Source organism: Actinoplanes sp. TFC3, from assembly GCF_001553785.1.
In the GTDB taxonomy this organism is placed as follows: Bacteria; Actinomycetota; Actinomycetes; order Mycobacteriales; family Micromonosporaceae; genus Actinoplanes.
The window spans coordinates 4,982,015-4,994,094 of the sequence record NZ_LOJP01000001.1 but is presented as its reverse complement, the minus strand read 5'-3'; the positions used below and the strand labels follow the sequence as shown (position 1 = coordinate 4,994,094).

Annotated in this window: 9 protein-coding genes and 1 pseudogene; 9 read left to right on the top strand and 1 reads right to left on the bottom strand. The window is 66.8% G+C overall.

Features of this window, described 5'->3' with window-relative positions:
* The 5 genes and pseudogenes from TFC3_RS37265 to TFC3_RS22520 all read left to right on the top strand — a co-directional run.
* Positions 1 to 102: pseudogene (locus tag TFC3_RS37265) on the top strand (IS481 family transposase); the annotation flags it as partial.
* A gap of 196 nt (positions 103 to 298) precedes the next feature.
* On the top strand, positions 299 to 673 hold the full coding sequence (locus TFC3_RS22535) for a hypothetical protein (protein WP_067503390.1): 375 nt from the start codon (positions 299 to 301) through the stop codon (positions 671 to 673).
* Positions 670 to 1,104, top strand: a complete 435-nt coding sequence (locus TFC3_RS22530) for a hypothetical protein (RefSeq protein ID WP_082772230.1) — start codon at positions 670 to 672, stop codon at positions 1,102 to 1,104. The genes TFC3_RS22535 and TFC3_RS22530 overlap by 4 nt, the downstream gene beginning before the upstream one ends.
* A 534-nt stretch (positions 1,105 to 1,638) precedes the next feature.
* Positions 1,639 to 3,102: a hypothetical protein gene (locus tag TFC3_RS37260; RefSeq protein WP_153040338.1), complete on the top strand. Its 1,464-nt coding sequence runs from the start codon at positions 1,639 to 1,641 to the stop codon at positions 3,100 to 3,102.
* A gap of 39 nt (positions 3,103 to 3,141) precedes the next feature.
* Positions 3,142 to 3,564: a roadblock/LC7 domain-containing protein gene (locus TFC3_RS22520; protein ID WP_067503380.1), complete on the top strand. Its 423-nt coding sequence runs from the start codon at positions 3,142 to 3,144 to the stop codon at positions 3,562 to 3,564.
* Between the two features lie 108 nt (positions 3,565 to 3,672).
* Here TFC3_RS22520 and TFC3_RS22515 read toward each other — a convergent pair whose 3' ends face one another.
* On the bottom strand, positions 3,673 to 5,718 hold the full coding sequence (locus TFC3_RS22515; protein ID WP_236718253.1) for a response regulator: 2,046 nt from the start codon (positions 5,716 to 5,718) through the stop codon (positions 3,673 to 3,675).
* 257 nt (positions 5,719 to 5,975) lie between these two features.
* On the opposite strand from TFC3_RS22515, the gene TFC3_RS22510 reads away from it, so the two are divergent.
* The 4 genes from TFC3_RS22510 (at position 5,976) to TFC3_RS36130 (ending at position 12,018) form a co-directional block, all read left to right on the top strand.
* Positions 5,976 to 7,571 (top strand): serine/threonine-protein kinase, encoded by a 1,596-nt coding sequence (locus tag TFC3_RS22510; RefSeq protein WP_067503375.1) that lies wholly within the window; start codon positions 5,976 to 5,978, stop codon positions 7,569 to 7,571.
* 74 nt (positions 7,572 to 7,645) lie between these two features.
* On the top strand, positions 7,646 to 8,425 hold the full coding sequence (locus tag TFC3_RS22505) for a L,D-transpeptidase family protein (RefSeq protein WP_067503372.1): 780 nt from the start codon (positions 7,646 to 7,648) through the stop codon (positions 8,423 to 8,425).
* 221 nt (positions 8,426 to 8,646) lie between these two features.
* Positions 8,647 to 9,834 carry an elongation factor Tu gene (tuf, locus tag TFC3_RS22500; RefSeq protein WP_067503369.1) on the top strand — a complete coding sequence of 396 codons (1,188 nt, stop codon included), beginning with the start codon at positions 8,647 to 8,649 and terminating at the stop codon, positions 9,832 to 9,834.
* A 246-nt stretch (positions 9,835 to 10,080) separates the two neighbouring features.
* Positions 10,081 to 12,018, top strand: a complete 1,938-nt coding sequence (locus TFC3_RS36130; protein WP_161952661.1) for a restriction endonuclease — start codon at positions 10,081 to 10,083, stop codon at positions 12,016 to 12,018.
* The last annotated feature ends 62 nt before the right edge of the window (positions 12,019 to 12,080 follow it).

The following is a 12,080-nucleotide window of genomic DNA, read 5'->3' as shown; positions in this document are numbered from 1 at the left end:
CCCGCCTTCCTGCACCATTACAACCACCACCGGCCCCACACCGCCACCGGCGGCCTACCACCCATCACCCGATTGACCAACGTCCCCGGACAGCACAGCTAGGGCGTTTGTCCATCCCCCGGTCGGGGGACCGATTAATCTATGTTCAGGTCGATCTCGCAGGGTATGTGGGCAGCGCAGTTCTGATTGGCTGCCCACCTGTGCGACGCTGGCGACCACAAGATCGGACATCTGCTCCGGCCCGAACACCGCAGGTCACAGACGCGGGCCGGGGCCTCGAGCACACATCGGAGGACTCGTGGCAAACATCGAGACGTCCCTCAAGGAAGCGATGGCCATCGATGGCGCCATCGGCGTCGCACTCGTCGACTACACCAGTGGTCTGACCCTGGGCGTGCTGGGCGGCGGCCCGACCATGGACATGAACGTGGCGGCGGCCGGCAACACCGACGTGGTCCGCGCCAAGGTTCGCACCCTGGAGATGCTCGGCCTCTCCGACGCGATCGAGGACATCCTGATCACGCTGGACACCCAGTACCACCTGATCCGCCTGCTCAAGTCCTCGCGCAGCGGCGACGCGTTCTTCCTGTACCTGGCGCTGCAGAAAAGCCGGGCCAACCTGGGTCTCGCACGCCACCAGCTGCGTAAGATCGAAGCCGACCTCGAGGTATGACGGCCAGCACACGCAGCATGTCGGAGATCGTCACCTCGGCGGTGGCGGACTTCCGAGCGCTGGTACCGGACTGCGTCGCGGCGGGCCTGGTCGACATGTCGACAGGCATGCTGCTGGCGGTGGACACCCTCGAGGACTACCCGAGCGAACTGCTCGACCTGCTGGCCGCAGCCACGTTCGACCTGTTCCAGGGCCGCAACGTGACAATGATCGAAGACATCTTCAAGGCCCGGCGCGGCGTCACCACGTCCCGGCACTACTTCCAGGAAATCGTGGTCAACAGCGACAACCTGGTCCACCTGTTCCTGCGCAGCCAGGCAAACCAGGACTTCGTAGCGGTCATCGTCTGCCGGCGCGACACGAAGGTCGGGATGGTGTTCGCGCAGGCCCGGATCGTGATGAAGGAGCTGGAGAGCGGGTTCGCGGGCTGAGCGGGGCTTCCCGCGGCTGCTCAGCGACTTCCGGTTCCGCAGCCTGGCCTCTCGGATCTCCGCTCTTCGCTCCTCGCTGGAGGCGTCCGCTTCCTGCCATGGTTGCGGGCGCTTTTTATGGTGTCTTTTGCGGCTGGTCGGGTAGCCCTTTGGCGGCTGCGGGATCGGCTTTCCCCGGGTCGCTTTGATGCGGCTCGGGTTGTTCCGTTGCGGTTGGTTTGGCTGCTCCGCTTCGGCGCGGCCTTGACTCCGCTGCTGCGGCGCGCCTGACTTCGCTGCTGCTGCTGCTGCTGCTGCTGCTGCTCGGCCTTGGATTCGCTGCGGCGTAGTCGGTTCGCCGGGGCGCTTGCGGCTTGCGGGGGCCTGCCTAGTGGCTGGCGGGCGGCTGGCTCGTGGCTGGCGGGGGGCTCGCTCGTGGACTGGCGGCGGCTCGCACGCGGCTGGCCGGGGGCTCGCTCGTGGACTGGCGGGTGGCTCGCACGCGGCTGGCGGACGAAGATTTACGGGAGGCACACGATTTACGGAAGGCTTCACATGGGTTTGGACGAAGCACTCCGGATCCCCGGCGCGTACGCGGTGGCGCTGATCGCCGCGGATGGCCCGCCGCTGACCTGGTGGGGTCACTCACCCACCGACCAGGAAGCCCATGCCGCAGCCGCCGTCGGCCGGGCCGCGGCCGACCTGGTCCGCCTGAGCACCACCGACACCCTCGACGACATCCTGATCACCAGTGCCCAAGCATTCCACGTCCTGCGCCTGATCCCCACCGAAACAGGCGAAGACCGGGTGGCGCATCTGATGCTCCGCCGCTTGGGCGCGAACCTGGCGATGGCGCGGCATGACTTCCGGCGGCTAGCCTCGGCCTACGTTTCGGGGTCCGCCTCGGGGGTTGTGTCCGGGTCCGTCTCGGGGACTGCGTCGGGCTCGGCGGTTGGCTCAAGGTCTTCAACGACGGCTGGGTCTTCAACGTCGGCTGGGTTCTTGGCGGCGGGTGAAGGTGCGGCTGGTCGCGATGCCGCTGGTGCTCCGGCCGTTGGTGGCGCTGAGAGCGGATTAGCGGTTCGGGCTGCTGAATTGGCTGCGCCTGCCGTGGGCGGACGAGATGACGTGGCGGCCGGGGGCGGACCTGAGGAGGTTGGCCAGGAACCGGCGCGGGAGATCACGGACGAGCTGCCCGCCGAGGAACAGCTCACCGAGGAAGCGGACGCCGAGCCCGAACTGGCGCTGGAAACGGTTACCGAACCGGAAACGGCCACGGAAACCGACACCGAGCCGGAGACACTTGGGGAAACGTTCGCCGAACCGGTGCCAGAACTCGGAAACAGCGCCTCTCCCGATCCGGGAACGGGGAATGGCGCGTCTGGCGACCTGGGTACGGCAACTGCGGAGAAGGCCACACCGGAGACGTCGGAGAATGCAGTCGCTGAGCCGGAAACTTCGGAAACAGCGGCCGCGGTAGCGGAAAAGCCGCAGCCGGAGACGCCGGGGGACGTAGGTTCCGCACCCCAAGCGGCCGGGAACGCTCCTGCCGCAGGCGATCGAGTTGGGGGTTGCCGGCGAGGCAAGCGGGCTGCTGCGCGACACCAAGCCCCCACTTTGCCGTCGGCGCCTACCAGTTCTGTCGCGTCCGCCACCGAAGCACCGCAGCCACCAGCAGAACCGACCCCCAGCGCCGAAGCCTCACCCGCCCAAGACGAAACCGCAGGGTCCACGGCGATGGTCAACGTGCGATTGCTGGGCGAAACGGGCGGACGTGCCGGGAATTATAGGGAAGATGCTGGTCCCGGGGTCGACGGGGACGGCGATACGGAGCAGGATCGTCCGGGGGCGCCGGAGAAGCCGATTCTTCCCCGGCGGCCGTCGAATCAGAAGAGTTTGCCCCCGGCCGCAGTGACTGCCAATGCCACGCCGGCTGCGTGGCTGGATCTGCTCGGCCAGCCGTACCTCAATGATGAGACGGTGCTGGAGCGCGTTCTGGGCTCGCTCAAGCGCCTGTAATGAAAAGACACGTACGCGCGGCGAGAAGAGATTTCACCGGTGCAGAGCACGACCACTGATCAGCAGTTCAACGCCGTTCGGGCGGAGCTTGCCGCGTTGCGCCATCAGGTTAGTGGCGTGCAGGGGTGCGTCATCGCCGGCGTGGACGGGCTCCTGATTCTCCACGACACGCTGTCCAACACCGAGCCGCACGACCTGGCCGCGCTGGCGGCGGGGGCCCACGGCATCAGCCGGACCTGCGGTGGCGCGCTGAACCAGGGCGGCTTTCACGAGTGCACGATTCACAACCAGCGGGGCTACCTGATCGTGTACGCGGTGGGCGAACTCGCTCTGCTCGCGGTGCTGGGCGATGAACGCCTGAACGTGGCCCGCCTGCACCTTGAGGCCCGCTCGGTGACCGCCCGCCTCGCAGCCAAGCTGCAGTTGCAGACCGTCCAGCAGTCGCACCCGCTGGACGGCTGAAAGCCGGCACGGCTGCGGGCACTTCCTTGCCGAGGACACGCCCCGGCGAGGGATGCCCGCGCCCCCTTTCGCAAGGCGCCGGTTCACGAGGCCTCAGAAAGCGCCGGTCTACGAAGCACGCGGCGGCTGCGGACCGCACAACGTCCGGATTGCGCCCAGCAGCGTCGAGCGGGTGAAGGGCTTCTCCAGCAGCATGCTGTTCGCATCCAGGTGCAGCTGCGGGCCCAGCGACGCCGCCGTGTAGCCGGACATGAACAGAACCGGCAGGTCCGGGTGGTGGGTGCGTAGCGCCGAGGCCAGCTCCGGGCCGGTCATCGTGGGCATGACCACGTCGGTGATCAGCAGGTCGGGGTGGGCGCCCGAGGCGACCTGGGTGACAGCGGTCAAGGCGTCCGTCGCCACCGTGATCTCGTAACCCGCCGGTTCGATCAGGCGTTGCACCAGCTGAGCGACCTCGGGCTGGTCCTCGACGATCAGCACCCGGCCGATCACCTGCGGGGTGGCCTGGCGGTCGATCGCCGGCGCCGGGCGTTCCTCGGCCGCCGGCAGGTACAGGTGGACCGTGGTGCCCATGCGGGGCTGGGATTCCAGCTCGATGTGACCACCCAGACCCTGCACGATGCCCGCGGTGGTCGCCAGGCCCAGCCCAGCGGCGGTGGGCCGGGTGGTGAAGAACGGTTCCAGCGCGCGGCGGCGGGTCTCGTCGGTCATCCCGACGCCGGTGTCCTGAATGACCATGTGGACCAGCTTGCCCGCGGGGGCGTTCTCGGCGGCGAACTGGCCAGGCTCGACAACCTCGTTGGTCGCTGCCACCCGCAGCATGCCGCCGTGCAGCATGGCGTCGCGCGCGTTGGCGGCCAGGTTGACCAGCGCCTGTTCGAGCGGGCCGCGCTCACCTCGTACCGGCCAGATATCAGGGCTGAAGGCCAGATCCAGGCCGATCCTTTCGCCCAGCGTGCGGGAGAACAGGCTCTGCACGTCCGTGAGCAGGTCGGGGATCGGGATGATTTCCTGGCGGTTACCCTCGCTGCGGCCGAAAGCCAGTAGCTGATGGGTGAGGGTACGTCCGGTGGCGACCGCGTCGAGGATGTCCTTGGCCATCTGGTGCTGCGGCGTGCCCTCGGCGGTCGTGGTCGCGATCATGTCGGCGGAACCGGCCACCACGGTCATCAGGTTGTTGAAGTCGTGCGAGATGCCGCCGATCAGCTGGCCCATGCTGTCCAAGCGGCGCAGGTGGTCGAGCTGGCGCTTGAGCCCCTTGGCGTCGATGTGGTCGGTGGTGTCGGTGACCATGCACAGCACGCCGGTGTAGCGCCCGTTCTCGTCGTCCAGCGGCATCATGCTTATCCGGACGCTGCGGTGCGAGCCGTCCGCGCGCAGCAGCCGGGTGGCACCGACGGTGGAACGCCCGGCCTTGCACTCGGCGAGCCGGCGGGTGAGCTCGGCCTGGCCGTGGTTGTCCAGGAAACCGCGCAGGGAAACGCCGATCAACTGCTGGCGGGGCATGCCGAGTACGACACCGATGGGCTCGTTCGCGTACGTCGCCCGGCCTTCGGTATCGAGCTGCAGCACACCTTCGGGGATCGTTTCCAGCACCCGGCGGTAGCGCTCCTCGCTGGCCCGCAGACGTTCCAGGGCGCGAGCGGACGACACGGCGAGCGACAACTCCCCGGCGATGTCGCGGGCCAGCTCGACCTCGGCCGGGGCGTAGACGGCGCCGGGGGTGGAGCGGGTCAGGATCAGGTATCCGGCGTACGTGTTGTCCACGATGATCGGGCACAGCACGGCGGCATGCACGTCCGGTTGTTCGTACGCAGTGTGGCGCTGGCGGGGGAGTTCGGTGAGGGGTTCCTCGTTTTCGCCGGCCAGCACTATGGGGCGGCGGCTCGCGGCGAGGCTGGTGGAGAAGCCGTCGTCGGGTTGCTCGCCGCGGCGGTCGAGCAGATGCACGTACGACAAAGCGAGCTCGTCGTCGGCATGCAGGTATGTGATCGCCTCGTAGCGGCCGTCGTCGCCGAGCAACTGCACACCCGCGCCGTCACCGAGCATGTCGGCCGCTGCCCGGGCGGCTGTCGCGCGGACCTGCGCCGCGTCGGTGGCCCGGCTCAGCGCCAGGGCCAGGTCGGCGAGTGCGTACCGGAGGGGATAAGCCATGACACCCATGTGGCAACTATCGGCTGAATGGCCGCGCGGTGCGGGCGGTTCAGGAGGAATGCAACCGAGTGGACGAGCTGTCACGACAACGACACGGTCCGGTGGAGGTGACGGGTCATCACCGGGCTCGCCATCTGCCGCGAACTCCGGCACCGGGATTTGCCCGCCCATCCGGACAAAAAGCAGGATTCCGCTTCGATACGTCAACGAGTGCGAAAGGCCCCATTTACAGCAGCGGCGGAAGGACACGGCGGCAAGTGGACACCGATCCGAGCGAGACGCTCGACCTCAGCGGGCGCTGCGTCGGCAGCTCGTACCTGCTCATTCAGCCGCTCGGGCAGGGCGCTACCGGCACGGTGTGGCGTGGCGTCGACCGGGCCTCGGGGGAGCCGGTCGCGGTCAAGCTGCTGCACGACAGCCTGACCCGCCAGCCGAAGGTGGTCACCCGGTTCGTGCAGGAGCGCACGATCCTGCTGATGCTGCGCCACCGCAACGTGGTGCGGGTGCGCGACCTGTTCAGCGTGGGAGAGACGCTGGGGCTGGTGATGGACCTGGTGGCCGGGGGCAGCCTGCGCCAGCATCTGGGCGGGCACGGGCCTCTCGCGCCCGAGCGCGCCGCGCGGATGGGGGCTCAGATCGCCGCGGCGCTGGCAGAGGCTCACGAACTCGGGATCGTGCACCGCGACCTGAAGCCGGACAACGTGCTGCTGGCTGGGGGTGAGGACGTACGGCTGACCGATTTTGGTATTGCGCGCCTGCTGAACACGCCCGGCTTGACGACGGCGAACGCGGTGATCGGCACGCCGCATTACATGCCGCCGGAGGCGTTCCACGGCGCACCGGCCGACCCCGCAGCCGACATCTACGCGCTCGGCGTGCTGCTCTACGAGCTGGTGACCGGCAGCCCGCCCTACGACGCCGATTCGGTCGTGGACCTGATGAACCTGCATGTGCGGGGAAACCCGGAACGCCGCTCGGGCATCCCGGACGCGCTGTGGGACGTGATCCGCAGCTGTCTGGAACCCAAGCCGCGATTACGGCCCACCGCCGGCGAACTCATGATTGAACTCGATGACCTCGCGCGTGCGGTCCCGCGCCCCCCACGGCAGAAAAAGATCACCGTTGAGCCCGATCCGCACCCCTCGCTGACCGGGATGTCCCAGCTGCCCGCGCCGCGGCGTCGCAACCAGCCGGCGAGCTGGCGATGGGCCCGGCCGTGGGCGATGATCGCCGTGGTCAGCGGCGCGATGCTGGCCTCCGGGCTCACCACGACCGCCTGGCATCTGCACTACGACACGACCCCGCCGCCCGAGGCGCAGCTCCCGCTGATGGTCACGCCCAGCGCGCCAAGCCCGACGCCGTCGAAGGCGCGCAAGATCAAGCCATCCGCGAAGGTCAAGCAACGCGAGCATGTCCCGGCCGTGGCCGCTCAAATCGCCACGGTACGTCCAAAGCCCTCGCCCACCCGGACAACCCGATCCCCGATCCCGGCACGGACCACCTCGCCCTGGACCTGTGAGCAGCGGGTGTCGTTCGGCATGGGAAACGGAATGGGCTTGTTTCCCTGTCACCGCGTCGGCGAGCAGGTCCAGATCCGCGCGCGTCTCATCTCCGGCCGCGAGGGCACCGCGTCGATGACTGTTGCCTTGCGGGACACCGGAAACGGCCGGACCGCGGCCACCCGGACCTGCACCGGGTTGGTGTTCACCGGCGACGCCGAATCCCACGAGTGCGGCCCGTTCACCACGACACCGCAACGCGGGCACCACTACCAGGTGCTGATGTCGTGGAGCTTCTACCGCGATGGCCGGCCCGACATGGGTTCGGCGAAGGGCAGCGAGTTCGCTTTCTGAGGCGAAGGACGCGAGTTCGCTTTCTGAGGCGAAGGGCAGCGAGTTCGCCTTCTGACCGGTAAGGTCCTGCGACTATGCGGAGGATGCTCGCGGCCGGGCTGGCGCTCGGGGCTGTCGTACTGGGACTCGGAGTGGTGCGCACCTTCTCGGCGGACGCCGCCGCGGTGCCGTCGTACCATCCCACGAAGCTGAAGAACATCGGCGACGCCCAGCAGGTCGTGGTGGTCACGGGAACGGGTCGCACGACGACGACGGGCACGCTGCGGACGTACCAGAAGAATGCCAATGGGTCCTGGTCCGAGAAGTTTTTCGCAATGCCGGCGCGCAATGGCTATGGCGGCTGGGAATGGGCCAGCAAGCGCGTGCAGAACACCGGGACGACACCGATGGGTACGTTCCGCATCACCTCGGCGTTCGGGCTCAAGGCCAATCCGGGCACCAAGGTGAGCTACACCAAGGCCGATGCGAACGACTATTGGGTGGGCGACAACAAGGACGCCAAGACCTACAACCTTTTTGAGCCTTCGGCATCGAGCAAACGAACCTGGCGTACGGGCGAAGCCGAGCGCCTGGCGGCCTATCCCACCCAGTACGAGTACGCAACCATGATCGACTTCAACCGCCCGATCGGCTCGTCGATCAAGTGGGACGCCACCCGCTCGCAATACGTCACCAGCAAACCGGTCGATGTGCGCCGCGGCTCGGCCATCTTCCTGCACATCAACGGCTCCGGCTCAACCGCAGGCTGCGTCTCGGTGGCCCGCGCCAACATGATCAACCTGCTCAAGTGGCTGGACCCGGCCCAGAAGCCGCGCATCGTCATGGCACCCCTGGCCGACATCCAGCGCGTTTAGCAACGCCCCGGAAATACAGTCGCGCGGCTTGGCGTCAGCGCCTACCGTGATCGCCATGTTCGCATTCGGTTTGCAGCTGCCCCCCGCGGTGGCTCCCGTGTGCGCATTGACGGCGCTCGATACTCGAAGCTGACCCTTCCCCGCTAGTCCAGAACCCAGGGGAAGGGTGGCTCGACCCTGTGCGGGTTCTTTCGTTTCTTACATCCAGTAGGGACAGTGTCATGGCCAAGAGCCAATTCATGCGTACGAAGCCCCACCTGAACATCGGCACGATGGGTCACGTCGACCACGGCAAGACGACCCTGACCGCCGCCATCACCAAGGTCCTCGCCGACCGCGACCCGGCCACCACCCGGTACGTCGCGTTCGACGGGATCGACAAGGCCCCGGAGGAGCACGACCGCGGCATCACCATCAACATCGCCCACGTCGAGTACGAGACACCCGCCCGCCACTACGCCCACGTCGACATGCCTGGGCACGCCGACTACGTGAAGAACATGATCACGGGCGCGGCCCAGGTGGACGGCGCGATCCTCGTGGTCTCGGCTCAGGACGGCGCGATGCCGCAGACGCGCGAGCACGTGCTGCTCGCCCAGCGCGTCGGGGTGCCGTACCTGGTGGTGGCGCTGAACAAGAGCGACGCCGTGCAGGACGCGGAGTTGCTGGACCTGGTCGAGCTGGAGGTCCGCGAGCTGCTGAGCGAGTACGGCTTCCCGGGCGACGAGGTCCCGGTCGTACGGGTCAGCGCGCTCAAGGCCCTCGAAGGCGACCCGCGCTGGGTGCAGTCCGTCGTGGACCTGCTCGACGCGGTCGACGAGTACGTGCCGGTGCCGCCGCGCGAACTCGGTGAGCCGTTCCTGATGCCGATCGAGAACGTGCTGACCATCAGCGGCCGCGGCACGGTGGTGACCGGCAAGGTCGAGCGCGGCGTGCTGCGCGTGGGCGAGCCGGTCGAGGTGGTCGGCCTCGGCCCGACGATCAGCACGGTGGCGACCGGGCTGGAGACGTTCGGCAAGTCGCTGCCCACCGCGCAGGCCGGTGACAACGCGGCGGTGCTGCTGCGCGGCATCAAGCGCGACCAGGTCGAGCGCGGCCAGGTCCTGGCGGTGCCGGGCAGCGTCACCCCGCACCGCAGGTTCAAGGCCCGCATGTACGCGCTGAGGAAGGAGGAAGGTGGCCGGCACACGCCGTTCGTGGCGAACTACCGCCCGCAGTTCTTCTTCCGCACCACCGACGTGTCGGGGGCGATCGACCTCGGCGAGCTGCCGATGGTGCTGCCGGGCGACACCGTTGACCTGACGGTCCACCTCGGCAAGGAAGTGCCGATGGACGTGGGGCTCGGCTTCGCGGTGCGTGAGGGTGGTCGTACGGTGGCCGCCGGCACGGTCACCGAGTTGCTCGACTGATGAGGGGTCCGGAGGTGTGCCAGTAAGGCGAAGGCCCGGCACACCTCCGGAAACAGTTGCACCGGATCCACGCTGGATGATTGCGGCAGAGCCAGGTGACACAGAGCCTCGGGTCAGCCGGCGAAGTCGCAAGGCATGATAGAGCCGGTGAGGTGGAGACGTTCAGGTCGCGCACACCCCGCCGAGGACTATGGCGTGTTGGTGCCCGGTCGCCATGCCTACAGGTACCACGGTTATAGCAAGACATTGTCCGTTGACGATGATCGTGCCTTTGGCGGCCGATGGGTGGGCAGCGCGATCGCCCGCGAATATGAACCCGTGGGTCGTCCGGATCGCCCCCACGTCTATCTCGTCACGCCCCTTCACCCCGTTACGGCGGTCGATGTACGCGTCCATCTCGACTCGTTCGTCGCCGTACTGGCCGATACTTTTGATCTTCGCTGGCATATCGCGGACTGGCCGGATTCGGCAATGGCCTGCGGCGTGGTGCTGGCGCCCACTGCTGGAGCTGCGGGCCGGGACAGCATGATGCCGGCTCACTTCCCTGGAATCCGTATCCCGGTCGCATGGGTGAGAAATCCGGCCGGACAATGGATGCGCGATCGCCAGCCCGACCGCGAGGTTACGGCCGCCGACGCGGTCGCTTGCCTGGGGCACAGGCTGCCGGTGTGGGCTGCCGGCACCCACGACGCGGCCAGCGTTACAGCTTGGCGGTTCGACGGCGCGCAGGTGCCGCACGCTGTCCCACGCGACCTGGAGGACATGTGGCGGATCTGCCAGTACGCCGCCAGTTCTGCAGCCGAGCATGCGGGACGAGGCTTCGTTGAACTGGCCACCCAAGCGCATCGCTATGTTGAAGACCAGATACGGGAACGAAATATGGCAATGGAGGAATTCGAGGCAGCATTTTGGAGAAGCGCTGTTTCGCTTACGCCTCCGTCGTTACCGGACCTGCCCAATCCTGAGCCCATCTCCTTGTTGAATGCAGCCAATCTCCTGCACGGCGGCCTGGATACCCCACCTCGACTCGGAGATGTCCTGCATCGGCTGTTCGGTGATCCGACGAGAGGTGCACCGATGGTTTTCATGGCGAGCAGCCTGCCCGGAAATGTGATCGAGACCGTGCGACGTGCACCGCTCACAGAGGCGTCGACACCACGAACCAGACGCCTTCTCTCGGTTGTTCGCGATCGGTACCGATCAGAGACGTGGCAACTGCATCAGGATAGTCACGACAAGGTTGATCACCTCTATGCCTTCAGCGACACTCACGTCGCCTGGCTCGCGGCTGGTGACTGGTCCTCGCCCCATCTGGGGCATTCCTTGTTACCGGAACAGCCACAGGAGCTCCTCCTGGCGTGCGACGAATCCGGGGCTTTTGGTGGCTGGGTCTCCGGCCTTGCCGAAGAATGCGTCCCATTCCCTTTCGCCGGTACGCCGGGACATGCCTGTGTGGCGATAGCGGAGATCCTGACCGGTCGGCCGCTGCGCTACGCGTTTCGTACTCACCTGGAGCGGCTTCTTGACGATCTGCCTCGAGGCGGCATGCTCACCTACCAATGGCACACGGCTCAAGAGTGGGCGGCTGAGTTCCTTGCCGGTGAGCCGTCGCGTGGGGAGCTGCTGTCATACAAGGCCACTGTGCAATCCGGCGCATCAGTGCGGCATTCTCTGACGCAACTTATCAACCCTGCGTCGCCGCGACTGGCCTGGGATGAATTCGGGTTCAAGTCGTTTGAGGACCTGATCTGTCAACTCGCTGATGCAGATGGGCGATTCGATCAATGCCGGCCGCATGCAAATTCGGGATCCGGTGACGGTGGGGTCGATGTCGTCGGAACGGTCATCCAGCCGGTCGATCCACATCGCCCCTACTTGGCAATCCAATGTAAGAGACGTAAGTCTTTCCGCCCCGCCAACATCACTGCAGCTGTCAACGCCTTCTTGAAAGGTGACCGGGCTGCTGGAACTGATACCTTCATTCTTGCTGTGAGTCATGACCTTGCCACCCCGGGCTGCGCCCTCGCCATGGAAAAGGCAAACACTCTTCTGGCGCAGCATGGAATCAAATTCGAAGTATGGCAGGACTTCAAGCTTTCCCAAATGCTGAGAGGGCGCCCGGATCTTGTGACAACCTATTTCAGCGAAATGCATGCGAAGCTTTTCTGTCGCAAAGCTGATTAACGTCATCGCGGCTGGTCAAGGCGTCAGCAGTGACCCTGGGGATCTGAGGTCACCTCGCGGCC